20 protein-coding genes are annotated in these 21,518 nt (G+C 66.9%); 10 read left to right on the top strand and 10 right to left on the bottom strand.

All coding sequences use genetic code 11. The features are described 5' to 3' along the window. Positions 1-12: 12 nt before the first annotated feature. Positions 13-417 carry a nuclear transport factor 2 family protein gene (locus tag OLX23_RS04595; RefSeq protein ID WP_264443370.1) on the bottom strand — a complete coding sequence of 135 codons (405 nt, stop codon included), beginning with the start codon at positions 415-417 and terminating at the stop codon, positions 13-15. A 137-nt stretch (positions 418-554) separates the two neighbouring features. Here OLX23_RS04595 and OLX23_RS04590 point away from each other — a divergent pair, with 137 nt between their 5' ends. The 7 genes from OLX23_RS04590 to OLX23_RS04560 all read left to right on the top strand — a co-directional run bounded on the left by OLX23_RS04590 (position 555) and on the right by OLX23_RS04560 (position 7,649). After that, on the top strand, positions 555-932 hold the full coding sequence (locus OLX23_RS04590) for a nuclear transport factor 2 family protein (RefSeq protein WP_264443369.1): 378 nt from the start codon (positions 555-557) through the stop codon (positions 930-932). A gap of 6 nt (positions 933-938) precedes the next feature. Beyond that, positions 939-1,739 carry a sugar phosphate isomerase/epimerase family protein gene (locus OLX23_RS04585; RefSeq protein WP_264443368.1) on the top strand — a complete coding sequence of 267 codons (801 nt, stop codon included), beginning with the start codon at positions 939-941 and terminating at the stop codon, positions 1,737-1,739. Further along, positions 1,736-2,614: an SMP-30/gluconolactonase/LRE family protein gene (locus OLX23_RS04580; RefSeq protein WP_264443366.1), complete on the top strand. Its 879-nt coding sequence runs from the start codon at positions 1,736-1,738 to the stop codon at positions 2,612-2,614. The genes OLX23_RS04585 and OLX23_RS04580 overlap by 4 nt, the downstream gene beginning before the upstream one ends. 162 nt (positions 2,615-2,776) lie before the next feature. Further along, positions 2,777-3,736, top strand: coding sequence for an acyl-CoA dehydrogenase family protein (locus OLX23_RS04575; protein WP_264443365.1), 960 nt, complete (start codon positions 2,777-2,779; stop codon positions 3,734-3,736). A 1-nt stretch (position 3,737) separates the two neighbouring features. Further along, positions 3,738-4,916, top strand: a complete 1,179-nt coding sequence (locus OLX23_RS04570) for an acyl-CoA dehydrogenase family protein (RefSeq protein ID WP_264443364.1) — start codon at positions 3,738-3,740, stop codon at positions 4,914-4,916. Then, on the top strand, positions 4,916-5,986 hold the full coding sequence (locus OLX23_RS04565; protein WP_264443363.1) for a Gfo/Idh/MocA family protein: 1,071 nt from the start codon (positions 4,916-4,918) through the stop codon (positions 5,984-5,986). The genes OLX23_RS04570 and OLX23_RS04565 overlap by 1 nt, the downstream gene beginning before the upstream one ends. Positions 5,987-5,993: 7 nt before the next feature. Then, positions 5,994-7,649 carry an AMP-binding protein gene (locus tag OLX23_RS04560; RefSeq protein WP_264443362.1) on the top strand — a complete coding sequence of 552 codons (1,656 nt, stop codon included), beginning with the start codon at positions 5,994-5,996 and terminating at the stop codon, positions 7,647-7,649. A 35-nt stretch (positions 7,650-7,684) separates the two neighbouring features. On the opposite strand, the gene OLX23_RS04555 is transcribed toward OLX23_RS04560, so the two are convergent. Next, complete coding sequence (locus tag OLX23_RS04555) at positions 7,685-8,422, bottom strand: SDR family NAD(P)-dependent oxidoreductase (protein ID WP_264443361.1); 738 nt, start codon at positions 8,420-8,422, stop codon at positions 7,685-7,687. A 298-nt stretch (positions 8,423-8,720) separates the two neighbouring features. On the opposite strand from OLX23_RS04555, the gene OLX23_RS04550 reads away from it, so the two are divergent. After that, positions 8,721-11,252, top strand: a complete 2,532-nt coding sequence (locus OLX23_RS04550) for a TonB-dependent receptor (protein ID WP_264443360.1) — start codon at positions 8,721-8,723, stop codon at positions 11,250-11,252. Positions 11,253-11,481: 229 nt separating this feature from the next. Here OLX23_RS04550 and OLX23_RS04545 read toward each other — a convergent pair whose 3' ends face one another. The 5 genes from OLX23_RS04545 to OLX23_RS04525 all read right to left on the bottom strand — a co-directional run bounded on the left by OLX23_RS04545 (position 11,482) and on the right by OLX23_RS04525 (position 17,311). Beyond that, entirely contained in the window at positions 11,482-12,375 is an 894-nt protein-coding gene (locus OLX23_RS04545) for an alpha/beta fold hydrolase (RefSeq protein ID WP_264443359.1), read from the bottom strand. A gap of 1 nt (position 12,376) precedes the next feature. Further along, positions 12,377-13,870 (bottom strand): flavin-containing monooxygenase, encoded by a 1,494-nt coding sequence (locus OLX23_RS04540; RefSeq protein ID WP_264443358.1) that lies wholly within the window; start codon positions 13,868-13,870, stop codon positions 12,377-12,379. Between the two features lie 4 nt (positions 13,871-13,874). Next, positions 13,875-14,870 carry a Rieske 2Fe-2S domain-containing protein gene (locus tag OLX23_RS04535; protein ID WP_264443357.1) on the bottom strand — a complete coding sequence of 332 codons (996 nt, stop codon included), beginning with the start codon at positions 14,868-14,870 and terminating at the stop codon, positions 13,875-13,877. A 99-nt stretch (positions 14,871-14,969) separates the two neighbouring features. Continuing rightward, positions 14,970-16,196, bottom strand: coding sequence for an acyl-CoA dehydrogenase family protein (locus OLX23_RS04530; RefSeq protein ID WP_264443356.1), 1,227 nt, complete (start codon positions 16,194-16,196; stop codon positions 14,970-14,972). Further along, positions 16,193-17,311: an acyl-CoA dehydrogenase family protein gene (locus OLX23_RS04525; RefSeq protein ID WP_264443354.1), complete on the bottom strand. Its 1,119-nt coding sequence runs from the start codon at positions 17,309-17,311 to the stop codon at positions 16,193-16,195. The genes OLX23_RS04530 and OLX23_RS04525 overlap by 4 nt, the downstream gene beginning before the upstream one ends. 105 nt (positions 17,312-17,416) lie before the next feature. Between OLX23_RS04525 and OLX23_RS04520 the strand changes: the two genes are divergently transcribed. Together OLX23_RS04520 and OLX23_RS04515 are read left to right on the top strand one after the other, a co-directional pair. Continuing rightward, positions 17,417-18,274 carry an amidohydrolase family protein gene (locus tag OLX23_RS04520; RefSeq protein WP_264443353.1) on the top strand — a complete coding sequence of 286 codons (858 nt, stop codon included), beginning with the start codon at positions 17,417-17,419 and terminating at the stop codon, positions 18,272-18,274. 268 nt (positions 18,275-18,542) lie between these two features. Continuing rightward, a complete protein-coding gene (locus OLX23_RS04515; protein WP_264443352.1) occupies positions 18,543-19,004 on the top strand; it encodes a hypothetical protein in 462 nt (153 codons plus the stop codon). Positions 19,005-19,123: 119 nt separating this feature from the next. Here the strand turns inward: OLX23_RS04515 and OLX23_RS04510 are convergent, their stop codons facing one another. The 3 genes from OLX23_RS04510 to OLX23_RS04500 form a co-directional block, all read right to left on the bottom strand. Next, on the bottom strand, positions 19,124-19,528 hold the full coding sequence (locus OLX23_RS04510; RefSeq protein ID WP_264443351.1) for a hypothetical protein: 405 nt from the start codon (positions 19,526-19,528) through the stop codon (positions 19,124-19,126). Continuing rightward, positions 19,525-20,553 (bottom strand): phosphotransferase family protein, encoded by a 1,029-nt coding sequence (locus tag OLX23_RS04505; protein ID WP_264443350.1) that lies wholly within the window; start codon positions 20,551-20,553, stop codon positions 19,525-19,527. The genes OLX23_RS04510 and OLX23_RS04505 overlap by 4 nt, the downstream gene beginning before the upstream one ends. Positions 20,554-20,661: 108 nt before the next feature. Then, the gene (locus tag OLX23_RS04500) at positions 20,662-21,399 is read right to left on the bottom strand and encodes a TetR/AcrR family transcriptional regulator (RefSeq protein ID WP_264443349.1); all 738 of its coding nucleotides are present in this window, start codon (positions 21,397-21,399) and stop codon (positions 20,662-20,664) included. Between the last annotated feature and the right edge of the window lie 119 nt (positions 21,400-21,518).

Genomic DNA, 21,518 nt, shown 5'->3' with positions numbered 1-21,518 from the left:
TTCCTCTCCCTATCAGTCGTCTAGTCCGGGCGTTACGAGCGCACCGGTGGCCGGCGGCTCGAACGCGCCGGCGCGGTCGATGTATTCGTCGAGCCTTGTGATCAGCCCGTTTTCTATGCGTACGACGATGCAGGCCGGCCAGGCCTTGCGCTGGCCCGACGGCGTGGTCGCGGTCATTACATGCTGCTGGACGAAACCCGTGGGCGTGGCCTGGCGGCGCACGTCGACGAAATCGCGCGCCGGGAAGCCATCGACCAGCCCCCGGTATTGCGCGCGCATCGCGGCTTTGTCGTGCGCCAGGCAATCGAAACCGTGCCATATCTTCGCATCGTCGGAGAGGCAGGCGAGCGCGGCCTCGACCTTGCCCGCGGCCAGCGCGGCGAACATGCGGTCTATCACGGAACCCTGGTCGCTCATGCCGATCCCTCCCTCGTCTCCGCCTTTGCCTCTCGCATCCAAAAAATGGAATAGGCTTTATGCAATCTTATAATCTCGATACCTGCTGAGGCGACGATTCGATGGGCCGCAGGACGACCCCGGCAGAGGAGCCGAGCTTGAACGAAGATCTGACCACGGCGGTGTTGGCGGCAGAGAAGTGTCGCTGCGATGCCATGCTGGCGAACGACAATGCGGCGCTGGCCGATCTGCTCGATCCACGGCTGCACTTCGCCCATGCCACCGGCGCGGTCGACGATCGGGCGGCCTATCTCGCCAAGATGGCGGCGGGGCGGATCGTCTATGTCGGCATCGCCTGGGACGAGGCGCAGGTGACCGCGCTCGCGCCCGATGCAGCGCTGCTCACGGGCCGGATGACCACCGACGTGCGCGTCGAGGGTGTCGACAAGCGGCTCAACAATCGCGTGACGACGGTCTGGGCGAAGGCCGGCGACTGGCGCCTCGTCGCCTTCCAATCGACCCCGCTCGCGGGCTGACCACGCATGCATCCGGCGATCTCGATCAACACGCTGTGCCTGCCGCCCGCGCCGCTCGGCGAACAGGTGGAACGGATCGCGCGGATCGGTGCGGGCGGGATCAGCCCCGAACTCGACCAGGTGCTCGCCTTCGGCGTGGCCGAGAGCGCGCGGGCCTTTCGCGAGGCCGGGCTCGCCGTCGCGACGCTGACCCATCGTGCCTTCGGCTATGCCACCCCGGCCGAGACCGACGCCGCGCGCGAACGCCTGCTCCGCACCATCGGCATAGCGCGGGATGTCGGCGCTGCGACGGTGATCATGACCACAGGCGGTCGCGGCGACCTGAACTGGCCCACCGCCGCCGCGCGCTTTGCCGACGCGATGGCGCCTTGCGCAGAAGCCGCGAGGGCGGCGGGGCTACGGCTCGGTATCGAGCCGACCTCGCACCTCTATGCCGACGTTTCGATCGCACACCGTCTGGCCGATACCCTCGCGCTGGCGCGCGGTGCGGGCATCGCGGTGATGATCGACCTCTTTGCCTGCTGGACCGATGCCGACATCGAGGCGGTGATCGCCGAAGCCGGCGCGGACGTGGCGCTCGTCCAGGTCGCCGACTACGTCTACGGCGACCGCGGCCTGCCCTGTCGCGCGGTGCCCGGCGACGGCGCCGTACCGCTCGACCGGCTGATACCGGCGATCTCGCGCAGCGGTTTCACCGGATGGTACGATCTCGAGGTGATCGGCCCGCGTCTTGCCGCCGAGGGTGTCGAAGCCGGCTTGCGCCGCGCCGCCGAGCATGTCGGCCAGTTCCTGGAGACCGCCCGATGACCGAAGTCCGCACCGCCTTCGACGCCAACAACCACCTCGGCGAGACGCCCGCCTGGTCCGAGGCCGAACAGGCACTGTGGTGGATCAACTGCGAGCACGAGCCCGAACTGCACCGCTGGCACCCCGAATCGAACGAGCACCGCGTCTGGCCGATGCCGCGGCGGATCGGCGGCTTCGTGTTCAAGGCCGACGGCGGGCTGCTGGTGGCGCTGGCCGACGGGCTCTACGATTTCGACCCGGCGAGCGATGATCTTGCCTTCCGCGTGCCCTCGCCCTTCCCGTCGCATGTCCATCTTCATGAATGCGCCTGCGATCGCCAGGGGCGCTTCTGGATCGGCGGTTACGACACCCGGTTCATCGCCGAGCGGGTCTCGGCCGATGCTGCCTATTGCCGGCTCGATGGCGACAGGCTCGTGCCGGTGATCACCGGCGTGCACGTCGCCAACGGCCTCGCCTTCTCGCCCGACGGGCGGACAATGTACGCGGTCACTTCGCCGACACGCCAGGTCGAGGCGTTCGACCTCGATCCCGCGACGGGTAACCTGTCGAACCGTCGGCCTTTCGTCCTGCTCGGCGACGGCGAGGGTTTCGCCGACGGCGCCACGGTCGATTCGGCGGGGGGATACTGGATGGCCAATGTCGCGGCCGGTGCGCTGCGGCGCTATCGCCCCGACGGCACGCTCGACCGGACCGTGCCCCTCCCCTTCTCGAATCCGACCAAGCCGGCTTTCGGCGGACCCGACCGCGCGACGCTGTTCGTCACCTCGACGCAGATGGCGATGCCGCCGGTCACGCCGCCGACCGTCGCCAATGGCGCGGTCTTCGCGCTCGAACCCGGTGAACCCGGGCTTCCCGAAGTGCCTTTCGCGGGCTGAGCGCTGCGGCATTTCATCGTCCCGCCGATCCGATCGGGATAAAATAACCGTCGCCTGTTGCAATTATTTCCCGCCGCCTTAGGAGGGGTTTCGGGATTAATGCATGACATGTGGATCATTTTCACGATGATGAATTGGGGTTCGGGATGCGGGGGACGATGAATGTATCTCGCGCCTGACGGACACGAGGTCGAGATCGCCGAGGCGGCTGCCGCCTTTGTCGCTCAGGCCCTGCCGATCGCACGTCTGCACACGCCCGGCTCGGCGGATCTCGGCCAGGCCGCGCGCCAGCGCTTCGCTGAAATGGGCTGGTTCGCGCTGGCCGTGCCCGAGAGCGGTGGCGGCAGCGGCCTCTCGGCGGTCGAGCATGCGCTGTTCTTCCGCGAGGCGGGACGGCAGTGTGGCCCGGTCGACCTGCTGGCACAGTGCCTCGCCGCCAATCTGACCGGCGATGCCGACATCGTCTCGGGTGCGCGCGGCGTCGCGCTGCTCGTTGCCGATGGTGAGGCCTGGCGCCTGCTCGGCGCGGCCGACAGCGCCCTGGCGCTCCTCGTCACGCCCGACGAGGCCCTGCTCTATCCGCTGGCCGATGCTACTACGACATCGCGGCCGGCGCTCGATCCGGCCAATTCGCTCGCCGTCGTGAGTGCCTTGCCCGATCCCGTCGAGCGGCTCGCCGGCGACCACATCTGGCAGCTCGGCGAGCTCGGCACGGCGGCGATGCTGCTGGGCGTGGCCGAGGCAGCGCTCGACCTGATCGTCGACTATGCCAAAATCCGCGAGACCTTCGGTCGCAAGATCGGTTCGTGGCAGGCCGTGCGCCATCCCTGTGCCGACGTGGCCGTGCGGATCGAAGCGGCGCGCGCGCAGCTCTGGTACGCCGCCGCCGCGACCAAGGAAGGCCGCGCCGACGCCGCTACCCATCTCGACGTCGCCAAGCATCTCGCCAACAGCGCCGCGCTCGCCGCGACCGACACGACGATCCAGCTCCACGGCGGCATCGGCGTCACCGAGGAACACGACGCGCATCTGCTGCTCAAGCATGCGCTGGTGCTGTCGCGGCTGTTCGGCGCCAAGCGCGCGCTGCTCGGCCGCGTGCTCCACGCCGGACTGGAGGACTGACATGGACCTCCACTACACCGAAGCCGATCGCGATTTCCGCGCCCGCGCCCGCGAATGGCTGAAGGCCAACGTGCCGCAGACGCGCCGCCCTGCGCATGGCCAGGCCGGCGCGCAGTTCGATCGCGACTGGCAGCGCAAGCTCCACGACCATGGCTGGGCCGGCGTCGCCTGGCCGCAGGAATACGGCGGCCTCGGCCTGTCCGGCCTGCGTCAGGTGATCTGGTACGAGGAACTGGCGCGCGCCCACGCGCCGCACCATATCAACACGACCTATGTCGCGCTGATGCACGCCGGGCCGACGCTGATCGCGCGCGGCACGCCCGAGCAGAAGGCGTTCCACCTGCCGCGCATCCTTTCGGGCGAGTCCTTGTGGTGCCAGGGCTTCTCCGAGCCCAATGCCGGCTCGGACCTCGCCTCGATCAAGACCCGTGGGCGCATCGAGGGTGACCACATCGTCGTCAACGGTGCCAAGATGTGGACCACCGACGCGCAATATGGCGATTATCAGGAACTGCTGATCCGCACCGATCCCGCGAGCGAGCGCCACAAGGGGCTCACCTGGGTGATCTGCGACATGAAGACGCCCGGCATCGACATCAAGCCGATCCGCACCATGCTGCAGGACGATCACGTCTCGATGGTGTTCTACGACGAGGTGCGGATTCCGCTGGCGAATGTCGTCGGCGAGGTCGGCAAGGGCTGGTCGACCGCGCTTGCGACGCTCTCGTTCGAACGCGGCCTCGGCTTCATCGGCGATCAGCTCGAGCTCTACGAAAGGGTCAATCGCGCGATCGACCTGGCCGGCAAGACCCGGCTCGAGGACGGCCGCCTGGCGATCGGGGACGACGGCATCGCCCAGCGTCTGGCCGCGATCAAGGCCGACTGCATCGCCATCCGCGCGATGACCCTGGCCGATATCGCCGAGACCGACCGCACCGGCGAGCCCGGACCCAAGGGCTCGATGATGAAGCTGATGGTCACGACCACGCACAAGGCTTTGAGCGAAGTCGTCGGCGAGATCCTGGGCTGGTCCTTCCTCGAATTCGACGGCGATCGCATCGCCTATCCCTGGACCTACGACTATCTGTGGTCCTGGGTCTTCTCGATCTCGGGCGGGACCAACGAGATCCAGCGCGAGATCACCGCCGACCGCGTGCTCGGCCTGCCCAAGGCACGCTGATGCTGCGTTTCGGCTTCGCTGGCGCCAATGCCGAGCGCGGATGGGCGCGTGATGCGCACTTCCCCGCGCTGGCGGCCCTGCCCGAGATCGCGATCGCCGCGGTTTCGGCGCGCACGCAGGAGATCGCCGACCTTGCCGCCGAGACCTTCGGCGCGGACCAGGCCTATGCCGATTCCTGCGAGATGGCCCGCGATCCCGCGGTCGATGTCGTTGCGGTGACGGTCAAGGTGCCCGAGCACCGCGCGATCGTCCTGGCCGCGCTCGAAGCCGGCAAGCATGTCTACTGCGAATGGCCGCTGGCGCGCGATCTGGCGGAGGCCGAGGAACTGGCCGCGGCAGCACGCCAGGCGGGAACCCATGTCGCGATCGGTCTACAGGGCGCCAATGCGCTGGCCGTGCGCCATGCCGCCAAGCTGGTGCGCGAGGGCGCGATCGGTCGGCCGCTGAGCCTGCGCGTGGTCTCGTCGACCGCTGGTTGGGGTGCGGTGGCGCCCCCGCACTACGCCTACCTCCAGGACCGCCGCAATGGCGCGACCCTGGCGACGATTGCCGGCGGGCACACGCTTGCGATGGTCGAGGCCGTGGTCGGTGCCTATGCCGAAGTCACGGCGCGCAATTCGATCCTGCGCGACCGGGTCACGATCGCCGGGACCGGCGAGGAGGTCGCGCGGACCTGTGCCAATCACATGCTGATCCACGGACGCCACGCCAGCGGCTGCGTCTCCAGCGTCGAGATCACCGCGGGCGAGCACCTGCCGCTGCGCTTCGAACTACGCGGCAGCGAGGGTACGCTCGAGATCCGCGGGCAGCATCCGGGCGGCTACCAGTGCGGCGCACTGACCGTGACGACGTCGGCGGATGCCGAGCCTCAGCCCGCCTCCAGCCTGGCGGGGCTCGAAGGCGCGGCGATCAACGTCGGCCAGCTCCATGCGGATTTCGCGCGGGACATCCGCGAGGGCACGCGCACCGTGCCCGATTTCGACGTCGCGCTACGCTTGACGCGGCTGCTCGATGCGATCGACATGGCTTCGGCAGAAGGGCGCACGATCGCCCTCGCCGACGGAGAGTGAGGACGGCATGACCTGGACGATGCGGACCGACCCGAGCGGGCTCCAGACGCGCTGGTCGGACGAGCAGGCGCAAGCCTGGCGCGATGCCGGCGACTGGCGGAACGAAACGCTTGCCGATGTCGCACGCGCGGCGGTGGCCGCCGATCCCGATCACATCCTGCTGATCGAGGGAGAGCGCCGGAGCACCCGCGCCGAGGCCTGGGATCAGGCGTTGCGGCTTGCGGGCTTTTTCCAGTCCAAGGGGCTCGAGCCCGGCGACGTCGTCTCGTTCCAGTTGCCCAACTGGACCGAGACCGCGGTGATCGCACTCGCCGCGCGGATCTGCGGGCTGATCGTCAACCCGATCCCGCCGATCTACCGCGAGAGCGAGCTCGCCTATATCCTCGCCGACTGTGGCGCGAAGCTGATCTTCGTGCCGGGGACCTTCCGTAAGTACGACCACCATGGCGCGGTCGAGGCGCTGCGCCCCTCGCTGCCCGCGCTGCGCGACGTGGTCGTCGTGCGCGATGCCGGGGACCTGACCTGGGAGCAGGCCCTCGCCGGCGATCCCGTCGATCCGGACAGCCTGCCCGTGGTCGATCCGGCGGCTGTGCTGATCGTCATGTACACCTCGGGCACCACCGGTCGGCCCAAGGGCGTGCTGCACACGCACTATTCCTACGGTCATCGCGCAAGGACCATGGGCGAGGCCTGGGGCATCGGCCCCGCCGACGTCGTGTTCATGCCCTCGCCCGTCACGCACATCACCGGCGCGCTCTGGGCTTTCGACATGCCCTGGCTGTTCGGCAACGCCTCGGTGCTGATCGACGTGTGGGCGGCCGAGGACGGCATCGACTGCATCGCGCGTAACGGCTGCACCGTCACCGGCGGCGCGACGCCGTTCCTCCAGCAGATGCTCGACGTGGCCCAGGACCGGCCCGAGGCGCTGGCGTCGCTGCGGCTGTTCTTCTGCGGTGGCACCACGGTATCGCCCGACCTGATCCGCCGCGCCAGCTCGGCCTTCCCCGACTGCCTGTTCTTCCGCTGCTACGGCTCGACCGAGATGCTGACCGCGACGCTCGGCATCCGCGACCGCGCCCAGGCCCGGCTCGGCGCCGAGACCGACGGCGAGATCGTCGCCCCGGTCGAGATGCGCATCGTCGATGCCGTGACCGACGCGCCGCTGCCCGATGGCGAGGAAGGCGAGATCTTGGCGTGCGGCCCGGGCCTTTTCGTCGGCTATCTGCACCCCTCGGACAACGAGGGCGCCTTCCTCGACGACGGTTTCTTCCGCATGGGTGATCTCGGCCGCATCGCCGAGGAACGTTACATCGTCATCACTGGGCGCAAGAAGGACATCATCATCCGCTCGGGCGAGAACATCAGCCCCAAGGAGGTCGAGGACCTGCTGGCCGAGCACCCTGCCGTGGCAGAGGTTGCGATCGTCGCGATGCCGAGCGCGGTGACGGGCGAGAAAGGCTGCGCCTTCATCATCCCGCGCGCCGGGCAGACGATCGACCTTGCCGAGATCCGTCGCTTCCTCGACCGAGCGGGCTTGGCCCGGCAGAAGTTCCCCGAGCACGTCGTCCTGGTCGACGACCTGCCGCGCGTCCCCTCGGGCAAGGTGAAGAAGGATGTGCTACGCCTGCGCGCGAAGGAGATCGCAGCGGCGGAGCTGAGCTGAATCGCAATCCTCCCCGGTACGGGGAGGATGATCAGTCACCGCCAGGAAAATCCGCCGTCCACCGGCAGCTCCGTTCCCGTGGTGAAGCCCGAATCCTCGGTCGAGAAGAACAGCGCCGCGCGCGCTACGTCGCCGGGCTCGCCGAGGCGCTTGAGCGCGACGCGATCCTCGGCCCGGGCGGTGTGCTCGGCGTTCTCCCAGAGGTAGCGCGTCATCTCGGTCTTGATCACCCCCGGGCAGATCGAATTCGCGCGGATGTTCGGGCCGAGGTCGAAGGCGATCGCCTTGGTGAACATGGCGAGGCCGGCCTTGCTTGCCGAATAGCCCGCGGTTCCAGCCATCGGCATCAGGGCCGAGACCGAGGCGATGTTGACGATCGTCGCGCGTTCCGGGGCCTGGAGGAACGGCAGCGCCGCCTTCACCACGTTGAACGGGCCGCTGAGGTTGACCGCGAGCATGCGATCCCAGCTCTCGGGCGAAAGATCGGCGAAAGGCACGATGTCGAGAATGCCCGCGGCGTTGACCACACCGTCGAGACCGCCCAGCGCTTCGCCGGCAGCCGCAACCACACGATCCACTTCGGCGCGATCGGCGACGTCGCAGCCATGGGCGCTGGCGCCGAGCTCGGCTGCGATTTCCGCCGCGCCCGCGGCATTACGATCGAGCAATGCCAGCGCGGCCCCCTCGGCCGCGAAGAGTCGCGCGATCTCTCGCCCCATGCCGCTCGCCGCCCCGGTCACTAGTATCTTGCGTCCCGTCAGTTTGGCGCTCACCCGCCCTCTCCCGATCTGTATCCTCACGCCCTGCGGCGCTTTCCCGAATGGCTATACACGGAAATCAACCGGAAAATAGAAAAATGCATCATGGATGGCGCATTGCAATTGACTCGCTTTCGGCGATGCCTAAAAGCGTTTTGACATTGGTGTATTTCAATAATCCGAGTGCGGATCGGCGTCGGGCCTGGCGGTTCGGCGAATGCCTCCGTTCGTCGGTGTCACGGGATATCGGCGTGCGGTTCCAAGGCCCCTGCCCGTCCCGCGCCGATGGCCGGAAAGACAGGGAGAGGGTAACATGAAAAGCCACACGAACATGCGCAGCCGACTGCTGCTTTCGACCACCTTGGCCGCAATCGCCGCCATCCCGGCCCAGGCCTGGGCGCAGAGCGAGACCACCGGGCTCGAGGATATCGTCGTCACCGCGCAGAAGCGCGAGCAGGTCGCGCAGGACGTGCCGATCGCGCTGACCGCGCTCAGCGCCGACACGATCCAGGCTAACCGCGTCGTCTCGGTCAACGATCTCACCGGCCTCGCCCCCGGTCTGCTGTCGCGCCAGAACGCCGGCGCGCTGGGTTCGCCTTCCTTCTCCATGCGCGGCGTCTTCGCCAGCGCCTCGGCACCGAGCCAGGATCGTCAGATCTCGGTCTATCTCGACGGCGTCTACATCGGCGGTACGCGCGGTTCGGTCTTCGATCTGCCCGATACCCAGCGCATCGAGGTGCTGCGCGGTCCGCAGGGTACGCTGTTCGGCCGCAACGCCACGGCCGGCGCGATCAGCGTCGTGACGCGCGACCCGAAGGGTGAGCTGGCCTGGCGCCAGGAAGTCACCGTCGGGAACTACGATCAGCTGCGCGTGCGCACGACGATCGACACGCCGCAGATCGGGCCGTTCTCCGCGTTCTTCACCTATGTCCACGACGAGCGCCGCGGCGACGTGCGCAACCTCGGCGCGGGCACGACTTTCGACTACACCAGCCCCTTCACCAACCAGCAGCTCAAGCGCTCGCCCGAATGGCTCGGCGGCCGCAATTTCGAGAACTTCTTCGCCGCGGTGAAGTTCGAGCCGAGCGACACCTTCTCGGCGACCTACAAGTTCGATTCGACCAGCGGCGACGTCTATCCCGAAGCGCGCGCGCCCGTGGCGATCAATGGCGCCTCGTTCACCGGCAACATGCTGGCCCAGATCCTCGCTGCGCAGCCGGCGGGTGGCGGTCGCTTCGGCCCGGTCGTGCTCAACCCGGGCAACCAGCGCCCCGACGCGACCAACAACGCCTGGAGCCAGGTCGGCTTCCAGAAGTCGTCGGGGCATAACCTGACGATCAACCTGCAGCTGACCGACGATCTCTCGTTCAAGAACATCACCGCCTACCGCAAGTCGGAGGTCTGGGGCCCCTCGACGATCGCGGGCCTCAGCGGGCTCGAGTTCACCGCCGGTTCGGTCGTGCCCTATGCGACCTTCGCGGGCATCAGCGCGCTGTCGGGTGCCGGCGTCAACGTCGCCAATCCGGCCAACGCCGCGCTGGTCCAGGCGACGATCGCCAACATTGCCGCGCAGCTCGGGCCGGCCGTGGCGGGACGTCCCTACTTCGCCGGCTATGAAGGCAATTCCTACGGCAAGGGCCATCAGTGGAGCAACGAGGCCCAGCTCAACTACCGTTCGGACTTCGCCGACCTGACCGTGGGTGCGCTGTGGTATCACTCGAAGGAGCTCAACAGCGGCCTGCCCGGCATGGCGCCGAACTTCGCCTTCGCGATCACGCCGCAACTGTTGCCGCTGGGCAATGTCCAGGACGGCACCTCGATCGCGACGTCGCTCGCGGCCTATATCCAGGGCGAATTCCACCTGTCCGACAAGTTCGACATCGTCGCCGGTGGCCGCATCACGCGCGACAAGAAGCGCGGTGACCTGGTTCGTGGCGGCGTGTTCTCGGGCAGCCGCACGGGCACCGGTGAGATCGTCAGCGGCACCGGCACGGGTGCGCTCACCTCGTTCCCGTTCAATTTCGAGAAGACCAAGCCGACCTTCTCGGTGGGCCTCAACTACAAGCCGAACGACGACGTCCTGGCCTATGCCAAGATTTCCTCGGCCTTCCTGTCGGGTGGTGCGGTCGGCCAGATCAGCTTCGAGCCCGAGACCGTGCTGTCGCAGGAAGTGGGCCTCAAGTCCGAATGGCTCGACCGACGCCTGCGTGTGAACCTGGCGCTCTGGCACGCCAAGTACAAGAACGTGCAGTCGGCGCAGAGCGGCTCGGTGGTGACCTTCAACGGCGTCAACCAGGCGGCTCTGGGCGTGGTCGTCATCAGCAACGGCGAGGTCAACGCCAAGGGCTTCGAGCTCGAGGTCAATGCCGCGCCCGCCGATGGCCTGACCTTCGGTGGCTCGGTCGGCTACACCGACGCCAACCTCAAGAACCCGAGCCCGCTGGTGGCCCAGGGGCGGCCTTACAAGCTGACCGGCGTCGCACCGTGGATCGCCTCGCTCAACGGCCAGTACGTCACGCCGCCGCTGTTCGACGATGCGACGATGTTCTTCCGGCTCGACGCCACCTACCAGGGCAAGTACCGGACGATCCCGTTCACCGACGTGGCGAGCGTGACCCCGGCCTTCGCGCCTTATGAATTCACCGAGGCGCGCTGGATCCTCAACGGCCGCGTCGCGCTGCGTGACTTCAATGTCGGTCCGGCCAAGGGCGAGATTGGCCTGTGGGGGCGCAACCTGACGAACAACCGCTCTGCGCAGTATTTCCTGCAATTCGGCGATTTCGAAGCCAATGCCTCCTACCAGCAGGCCCGGACCTGGGGCGTGGACTTCATCCTCGATTTCTGAGCTTCCCCCGCAGAAGGAAGCGCGCCCGGGTCGAAAGGCCCGGGCGTTGTTTTTGGGGGCGGAGAGCCCTCCCCTAATCGTCATCCTCACCCCATTATCGTCATCCCCGCGAAGGCGGGGATCCATCTCCAGTCCCGCCACCGAACTCTGCCGTAGCGGTCGTGGAGGTCGTGGGAGATGGATCCCCGCTTTCGCGGGGATGACGGGTTTGTGTTTTAGCGTGGAACGCTCAGGCGGCGCGAGCGCAGTTCGCGAGCACGTTGGCGGCGAAGAGGTCGAGCAGGTCGCCCGGCAAGTCGTGCCCCATGCCGCCCACTTCGAGCAGCCAGGCCCCGGGAATGCTCTGCGCGAGATCGAGCCCGGCCTCGCGCCGGATCAGCGGATCGTCGGCACCGTGAACGACGAGCGTCGGCACCGCGAGTTCACGCAAGGCCGGCCGGCGATCGGCCGACCCACGCGCCGCCGCGAGCTGGCGAGCCGGGCCGGCGGGGTTGTAGGCACGATCCGCGGACAGGCCGGCGAACGTGCGCAGCTCGTCCTCGGGCGCTCGATAGAGCGGGCTTCCCAGAGCGCGATTGAGCTTCACCTGGTGCGTGAGAAAGGCCTCGCGGTCGCGCGCCGGATCGGGCGCTGGTTGCGACAGGATCGCCATGGCCTCGGGCTGCGAGGGCGGCAGGTCGATATTGCCGCTCTGCGTCATGAACAGCGCCAGCGAGCGCACGCGCGCAGGGTGTTCGATCGCCAGGACCTGCGCGATCATGCCGCCGAGCGAGACCCCGAGGACATGCACTTCACCCAGGCCCAGCGCGTCGAGCAGGCCGATCGTGTCGGCCGCCATGTCGGACAGCGTATAGGGCAGCACCGGCTCTTCGCCCGCCTGCCGCGCGGCCACCGCGGCGGCGATGTCAGGCAGGCCGAGATGGTCCATGTGGCTCGACAGGCCGATGTCGCGATTGTCGAAGCGCAGGGTGCGGAAGCCGGCGCGCTCGAACCTTTCGATCAGTCCCGGAGACCAGCGGATCAGCTGCGCGCCGACCCCGTGGATCATCAGCAGGACCGGGCCGTCGGCCGGCCCGGAAATCTCGTATTCGATCGTGATGCCGTTGGCCTGGACCCGCGCCATCCTATCTCGGCCGCTCGATGAAATCGCTCCATTGCACGTCGGCGAGTTGCTCCTGCAGTTCGGACAGAGTGCTGGTGTCGAGCGTCGGCGTACCCGTCTTGTCGAGGTACCACGACTGGCAGCCGCCGTTGCCCCAGACCGAATCCTTGGCCTTTGCCCGGATCCCGTCGAGCCAGGCGCGCGCCGGTTCCTCGCGCGGTGCGATCTGGACCTGCTGCTCGACGATGCGGTCGATCAGCTGGAGGATATAGTCGACCTGCGCCTCGGCGATGCCGACCACCGATGAGGTACCGCCGGGCGAATAGGGCCCGTTGATCATGAGAAAGTTGGGCATGTGCGGGATCATGATCGAGCGATAGGACAGCGGCAGGTCGCGCCAGACCTCGTCGAGCGATACCCCGCCCTCGCCCATCACCTGCATCGGCCGTAGATAGGCGTGCGCGTCGAAGCCCGTCGCCAGCGCCAGCACGTCGAGTTCGTGCAGCTTGCCGCTCTCGGTGACCACGCCCTCGCGCACGACGTGGGCGATCGGATCGACCACCACGTCGACGCTCGGGTGCTGGACCGCCTCGTAGAAACCGTCCGAGAAGACGAGCCGCTTGCAGCCGACGGCATAGTCGGGCGTCAGCTTGGCGCGCAGTTCGGGATCGCGGATGCCGGCGAGCGCATCGTGGCAGACCTGGTCGCGCGCGGCGCGCCCCTCGACCGTGCTGGTCGCCGCCTTGCCGCGGGCTTCGGTTTCGCTGCGAAGCTGGCGATAATAGTCGTCCCAACGCCGCTTGGAGAGCCAGAAGCGGAGCTTGGTCCACCACGAATTGGGCGTGTCCTTGACCGGAAACACCCATTGCGCGGTGCGCTGGAACAGCGACAGCCGCTCGACCTTGCCCGCCAGTGCGGTTACGATCTGCGTCGCGCTCGATCCGGTGCCGATCACGCCGACGCGCTTGCCCGCGAGTTCGACCGACTGGTCCCAGCGCGCGGTGTGGAACAGCGCGCCGGCAAAGCTGTCGAGCCCTTCGATTTCGGGCATGACCGGGCGGTGGAGCCGGCCCGTGGCGGCGATCACCACGTCCGCGATCAGGACCTCGCCGTCGCGCGTGGTCACCTGCCACAGGCCATCGCCGAACTCGGCCGAAAGCACTTCGGCGTAGTAACGGATCAGCGGCAGCACGCCGTAGTGGTTCGCGATGCCACGGTAATAGGCCCAGATATCCGCGCCCTTGGCGTAGCGCGAGTTCCACCACGGATTGCGCGCGAACGAATAGGAATAGAGATGCGCGGCGACGTCGCAGGCGACGCCCGGATAGACGTTGTCGCGCCAGGTGCCGCCCATACGCCCGGCTTTCTCGAGGATCACGATGTCGTGATAGCCGCGCTCGAGCAGCTTGATCGCCATGAGCACGCCCGAGATGCCGGCACCGATGATCACGAAGCGGGTATCCTTGCCGCGCGGCGCGGCATGTTCGCGGATCTCGCTCGGCATGGCCTGGGTCATGCCGTCATGCCGCCACGCTCTCGGGCTCGGGATCGTCGAACTGGTAGAACCGCGCGTACTGGCGGCGATAGGCGAGCAGCGGACCGTCGCCCTTGACCAGCATAGGCTGCTCCTGGAAGCGCTTGGCGTTCCAGATCGGAATGTCCTGGGTCACCTGCTTGACCAGGTCGCGGATACGCGCGGCGGTGACGCGCGCCTTGCCTTCGGAGATGTTCGGTGGGGTGAACATCTGCCAGCGCATATGGGTGTGCTCGGCATCGATCGGCGTGACCTGCTGCGCCTGCACGACGTGGCAGACGTCGATGTATTCGACCATCGACTGGCCGGGCCCGACCGCGGTGGTGTCGATCTTGCCGGTCATCGGCCCACGCGGCGTGTTCATCTCGGCGACGACGGTGTTGCGCCGCGTCCAGCCGTCGATCTTGAACTCGCCCTTGGGCGCGAAGGGCACTCCGTGGACCGCGTTGAAGTGCGCGTGGTCCTGGCCGTTCTCGGTGATTTCCTGGACGTGGATGTCGATCACCCAGTCGTAGGTCGAATGGAGCACCCAGTCGCCGTCGGGGCATTCGGGCAGGCGCACGACGTCCCACTTCGGCGCGACCTTCTTCGGATGGTACCAGACGTAGATCACGCCGTCGCTCTCGCTGACGGGCCAGGTCGGCAGGCAGCCGCGCTTGGCCTGGGGCGGGATCACGTCGGTATAGGGAATGTCGGTAACGCGGCCCTGGCCGTCGAACGACCAGTGGTGGAAGCCGCAGCGCAGGTCGTTGCCGACGACCTCGCTGGCGACGCCGAGATGGGCGCCGAGATGCGGGCAGAACGGATCGACCACGTTGGCCTTGCCGTCATGGCCGCGCCAGAGGACGAATTCGGTGCCGAAATAGCGCAGCGTCTTGATCTCGCCCGGCGCGATTTCGCCCGAGGTCGCCACGGCGAACCAGCCGAAGGGGATCGGCAGCTTGGCAAAGCCGCGATCGAGGGGAGAAGTGGCTGCGTCCATCGTCAACTCCTGGCTCCGACTCATAATGAATCAGGCAAATGTCATTCTATCGTGAGCATGCCGCGAGGTCAAAACGTGGCGACGATGTCCAAGCTCGGATCATCGCCCGTTGGGAATCTCACGGAAGGGCACGGTCTTGTCGACGCGCACGTCGCCCGGAAGGCCCAGCACGCGTTCGGCGATGATGTTCTTCATGATCTCGTCGGTGCCGCCGCCCAGGCGCAGCCCCGGCGCCCAGAGGAAGCGGTGCTGGAAGGCGCCGCCCAGCAGCGCCTCGTCGGGATCGTCCATCAACCCCGCATGGTCGAGCACGTCGAGCGCCTTGTCGGTCAGGGTCTGCGCGAGGTTCGACCAGAGCAGCTTGCCGGCCGAGCCCTCGGGCCCCGGCGCCGCGCCCTTCGACAGCGAGGTCAAGGTGCGGAACGACAGCAGCCGGATCGCCTCGGCATCGACGTAGAGATCGGCCAGCCATTCGCGGAAGGCGGGATCCTCCAGCGCCGTGCCGTCCCACGAGGCGACTTGGCCCGCCAGCTTCATCACGTCGCGCCAGTTGAGCCCGGTACCCGAACCTAGCGCGGCGCGCTCGTTCATCAGGGTCGAGATGATGACCTTCCAGCCGCCGCCGAGTTCGCCCACGCGCTGGCTGTCGGGAATGCGCACGTCGGTGAGGAAGACCTCGTTGAGCTCGTTGTCGCCCGACATCATGCGGATCGGCCGGACTTCGACGCCGGGCGTCTTCATGTCGAGCCAGAACACGGTCAGGCCCTTGTGCTTGGGCACGTCGGGATCGGTGCGCGCGACGAGCATGCCGTAGTCGGCGATCTGCGCGCCGCTGTTCCACACCTTCTGGCCGTTTATGACCCACTCGTCGCCGTCCTTCACGGCGGCGCAGCGCACGCCGGCCGAGTCCGACCCGCTCGCGGGTTCGGAGAACAGCTGGCACCAGATCTCCTCACCGCGCACCGCGGGAGGAACGCGCGCGAGCGAGGCCGCGTCCTTGTTGTGCTCCATCAGCGCGGGCAGCAGCATGTGCAGCCCGGTCATGAAATAGGTGAACTGCAGGCCCGCGCGGTTCTCTTCCTGGTTGAAGATCGCCTCCTCGATCGCGCTGCCGCCGGCCCCGCCCTGCTCCTTCGGCCAGGACAGGCAAGCATAGCCGGCATCGGCCTTGGTCGCCTGCCACTGACGCGCGACCTCCTTGTGCGCCGGGTGCCAGTTGCGGCGTTCCTCGGGCGAGAGCCGGCTCAGATCGGGCGCATTGGCGGCGATCCAGGCGCGGACCGTGGCGCGGTAGGCAGCCTCTTCGGGGGTGTCGTCGAAGTTCATGCTGCGGTCTCCAGAGCAAGCTTCAACTCGAGCCGGTCGGCGACCCGGCGCTTCCAGTCGCGCGGTGCACCGAGGATCAGCCCGAGATGCCGCGCGCGGCGGTAGAAGAAGTGACAGTCGGCCTCCCAGGTGAAGCCGATGCCGCCGTGGGTCTGGATGTTCTCGCGCGAGGCCAGCAGGTAGGCGCCCGATCCCGCGACCCGCGCCGCGGCGGCGGCCAGTGGCAGTTCGGGCGCACCGGTCGAGAGCGCCCAGGCGCCGTAATAGGCATTGGCCCGCGCCACCTCGTTGCGCACGAAGACGTCGGCGAGCTTGTGCTTGATCGCCTGGTACGAGCCGATCGGCCGGCCGAAGGCATAGCGTTCGAGCGCATAGTCGCGCGCCATCTCGAGGCAGCGATCGGCCCCGCCGAGCTGTTCGAAGGCCAGCAGCACGGCGGCCCTGTCCTGTACCTGCGCGAGCAGGCCGAGCCCGCCGACGAGCGGCTCTGCGGGGGCATCGCGGAACACGATCTCGGCCGCACCGCGCGTGGGATCGATCGTCGAGACAAGGCGGCGTTCGACGCCGGCGCCGGTGAGGTCGACGAGGTAGAGTCCCGGCCCCTCGTCCGACGAGGCCAGGACCACGGCGCGATCCGCCGCCATGCCGTCGGTGACGGGGAGCTTCGTGCCGGTCAGCCTGCCGCCGGCGAAGCGCGTCGCCACGCGATCGGGCACGAGCACGCCCGGACCTTCGGAAACGGCCAAGGTGCCGATCAGCGCGCCCATGGCCACCTGCGGCAGCAGTTCGCTCTTCTGCGCGTCCGAGCCGCCGAGCAGCAGCGCCTCGGCGAAAAGGTAGACGGTCGAGGCGAAAGGCACCGGTGCGACCGCGCGGCCGAGCTCTTCGGCCAGAGCACAGAGCTCGACGTGGCCCATGCCGATGCCGCCATATTCCTCGGGGATCGCGGCGCCGCACCAGCCCTGCTCGCCAATCCGCTGCCAAAGCGCGCGGTCGTAACCCGCGTCGGGATTCTCCAGCGCCGTACGCACCACGCTCAAGGGCGATACGGCGGAGAGGAAGCGGCGTGCTTCGTCCTTCAAAGCTTTCTGATCGTCGGTATAGTCGAAATTCACGCGTCCATTCTCCCGGCGATACAGCGCACCGCCCACTCGGCTTTACAATACTCCACGCCTGTTGCAATACCGCTGCCAGCGAAGATACCAGAGGAAAGCCGAACAGTGCCACGTCCCCGCGATATTCCCGTGATCGACACGCTGATCGGCTTCCGCGACACGCATCAGATGGGTGTCGCATCGCTCAAGACCGAGTGGAAGACGCACCCGGCCGAATACATGTTCAAGGTGATTCCCGACGAGATCGGCGAAGGCGACGATCGCCTCGCCTCGATCGCCGAGACCCTGGCGCAGATGGACCAGCACAACGTCCGCGTCGGCGTGATCCACATGTCCGACGACCGCGCCGAGGAAGCGCTGCGCCGCCATGCCGACCGCTTCGTCGCGATCCGCCCGGTCGATCCCAACAAGGGCATGGATGCGGTCCGCCTGATCCAGCGCGAATACGACGCCGGACTGCTGCGCGGCGTGTCGTTCTTCCCCTCGGGCCAGAACCCGCCGGTGCCGATCAACGACAAGAAGGCCTATCCGATCTATGCCAAGTGCATCGAACTGGACCTGCCGATCTTCATCAACGTCGGCGTGCCCGGCCCGCGCGTGCCGATGATGCCGCAATGGGTCGGCCACCTCGACGAGGTCGCCTACGATCTGCCCGAGCTCAAGGTGGTCATGCGCCACGGCGCTGAGCCTGACGAGGACCTGGCGGTCAAGCTGCTGCTCAAGTGGCCGAACCTCTACTACTCGACCAGCGCCTTCGCGCCGAAATACTGGCCCGAGGCGATCATCAAGTTCGCCAACTCGCGCGGCGCCGACAAGGTGCTCTACGGCGGCTATTTCCCTATGGGCCTCGAACTCTCGCGCATCTTCGCCGAGATGGACGCGGTGCCGTTCAAGGACGAGGTCTGGGGGAAGTTCCTCTACGATAACGCGGCGAAGCTGCTGAAGCTGCCGGCGCGAGGGTAGATAGCTGTTACTATTGGCTGAGGAATCGTTAGGCTCACATGCTCGCAAATTTCTAGTCGGCCGGTAGTCAGGGCCATGATCGATGTGGAAGAATGACCGGAGTTTCAGTCTGCAGAACGCGCTGCAGCGGTGGCGTAACGTGTTGGCCAACGACCTCTCTCGGCTCGGCCATTCCGCGATCATGGGCCGAAAATTTTCTGGCGGTAGACAATTCGTTTTCGCGCGCACGAGGAAGTCGCCGTTAACGGTCTTGCGTTAGTGAAAGCCCATGAGGAAAGCTCCATTTGTCGCTTTAAAAGCAATAGGCTCAATCTTGCTCGCGGCATCAGCCGCTGGATGCGTGCGTTGGAAGCCGGAAGCCAATGGTCCGCTCAAGCTAACACGAGCTTGCCCTTTAAAGATTGCGCCAACTGTAACGGAATACGGGCAAGCCGGCGTGTATGCGATGTATCACTATGTTGTTCAGGGAGCCTCCAGCAAGGAGATAGAGGTCTTCAAGGATGAAAGCATCCATGTCCGCCCCTTTGCCGTCGCCAATATAATCATGAACTTGAACGGAAAGGACACTATGTTTGTGCGTGGGGGTAAGGCCATGAGGACTCAGCAGCAGATTGATGACGAATTCAAGGTAGCTTGCGGTGCCGGTTCTGAGCATGTGTATCTGACAAACGTGTTCTATCAGCCGTATGATCCCGCTAACCCCGACCCAAAAGAGGTACGGGTGCGTTAACTCGCTCGCTGATCCATTGTGGGATAGTTTGCCGCTGACAAGGAAGAGGCGGATTCAACATAGGTTACGGGGGTGAATACACCAGAAAAATCATTCCTTTCAGCGTCTTTCGAAACGTCCTACCCCCGCGGCGCGCGCGCCATTTCGAAGTCCCGCAAAGCGCGCCAGATGGCCTGGTCGAGCTCGCGGGCCTCGATGTCGTCCTCAAGCTCGACCCTTGCATGAAGCTCGACCAGCAGCGTCCGCAACCGGCTGTTCTCGGCATCCAGTTCGCTGATCCGCAAGCCTGGATCCTTCGAGGCCGCGGCTGCCGCCAGTCCGCCCTGCCCGAGCAGCTCGCGGATGTGCGCGTTCTCGGCGACGCGGATCGCGACGGCGTCGTCGCCGGCGCGGCCGACGATCGCGATCAGCGACTGCGCCATGCGCGCGGCGTCAGCGGCGAAAGCGTCGTTCAGTTGCGGCGCGACCTGGTCGCGCAGCGCGTCGATCACGCCTTCGAGGACGGTGGCTCCGGTCAGCTTCATGCCCCCACACTCCCCATCGCGCCCAGGCGTTCCATACGTTCGAGCATTTCCTTGCGGTGGAAGTGGTTGGCGCGCAGCGCGGTCAGCGCGACGATCATCTCGCGGCTCGTGCCGTCCTCGAAGCTCGCCTCGGCCGTGGTCCAGAGCCCACAGGCCTTGACCGTGGCGAAGAGCCGCCACCAGTCGAGCGCCGCGCGGTCGAGGGTCAGGCCGCTCGCCTGTTCCCAGAGCGCAAGGCCTTCGTCGAGCGGCAGGTGCTTTTCGACCGACCACATCGGGTTGAGCGCCCAGGCCACGTCCTCGAGCGGATCGCCGACGTGGCACATCTCCCAGTCGAGTACCGCGCTGATCGTGCCGTCGGGCACGAACAGGAAGTTGCCGCAGCGGTAGTCGCCGTGGACGATCGCCGGTTTGGCGGCGGCGGGTGGCGGATTGCGCCGCAACCAGCGGATGACGCCGCGCACGATCGGCTCGACCACGGCCTCGCCCGCATCGAGCGCCGCTTCCCAATGATCGAGTTCGCGTTGCCAGTAGGCGCCGTCGGCCTCGCCGCCGCGCAGGCCCGTGAGCCCGAGCGCGCGGTGGTCCTGCGCCGCCAGGGTGCCCAGATGCCGCCAGAAGTTGCGGCCGACCGTCTCGCCCTGGCCTTCATAGGGATCGTTCGAATGGAAGAAGTGGCCGGGCTTGCCGGGCATCAGGTCCATGATGAAGAACGGCCGGTCGAGCCATTGCGGGTCGAGCTCGAGCCAGTGCGCGGTCGGTACGGGCACGCCGCGCCCGGCGAGCGCCGAATAGACGTTGAATTCGAGATCGCGCTCGGCGTTGACCAGCCCGGCCTCGGGCGCGCGGCGCAGGATCAGGCGGCGTTCCTGGTCGCCCCGGTCATCCTGCCACCGCGCGCGGAAGCGGAAGGTCTCCTGGCTGGAGCCGCCGTGGATGCGGGCGAGATCGTCGATCTGGACGTTCTTGGCCGCGGGCATGCGGTGCCCGAGGTAGTCGGCGATGCGCGATTCCAGCGTGGTCATTCCTCGTCCCGGCGAATGCGTGATGTTTTAACGCGTTCTAGCCGGGATGGCCGGACGAGGGCAGTTCAAACGCCCCCGGCCGGTTATATCGTGGTCACGATTACGCGATCACGCCTTCTTCTTCGATGCCTTCTTGTCCGGCTTCGCGGCGCTCTCGATGCCACCGAAGCGGCCCTTGATGAACAGTTCGATCTTGGCCTCGATGTCGGCCTCGGTCGGCGTCGCCTGGGCCCAGCCGAAATAGATCATGACCGTGCGCTGGCCGAGCATCAGGTCGATGAACAGCTCGGCCGACTGGTCGTGATCGCCCTCGGGGATCAGGCCGTTCTCGGCGAGCTGGGTGAACAGCTGCGCGACGTTGCGCGTGAAGCGCGAGAAGATCGCCGTGGCGACCGAGCTCATCAGCTCGGGGAAACGCGCGGACTCGGCGATCATCAGGCGCATCAGCTCGATCGAGCGTTCGCGCAGCGCGACCTGCGACGAATAGTGCGCGGCCTTGCGCAGCGCCGAGACCAGGTCATCGCCGGGCTCGAACACGGGCTTGTCGATCTTGGCCGTGTCGCGCGCGAAGATCACCTCCTGGAAGATGGCCTCCTTGTCGCCGAAGTGCTGGTAGAGCGTGCGTGTGGCGACGCCGGCGACCTTGGCGATGTCGAGCAGGGTCGTCGCCGCATAGCCGCGGTTGACGAACATGTCGGTCGCGACTTCCATGACCTTGAGCTTGCGCCGTTCGAGCTCGTCCGCGGTCGGACGTCCAGCACGGTTGCGCTTGCGCTTCGGCGGTGCCTTGGCGCGGGTGGAAACGGCAGAAGCCTTCTTCGAAGGCGGGGCGACCTTGTCCAACATTCTACCTCGCTAACGGCGGAAAAGCGTGCTTGCGCTGGCGATAATGCAACGCGGCGGCGCGCAAATGATCAATTTTCGTGTTCGAGACAAGCCCCTCAATTGCATATTTTCATCGACTG

This window comes from Novosphingobium sp. JCM 18896 (assembly GCF_025938095.1).
GTDB lineage: Bacteria > Pseudomonadota > Alphaproteobacteria > Sphingomonadales > Sphingomonadaceae > Novosphingobium.
Note: the sequence above shows the minus strand (reverse complement) of the source record. Positions and strands in the feature narration are given on the sequence as shown.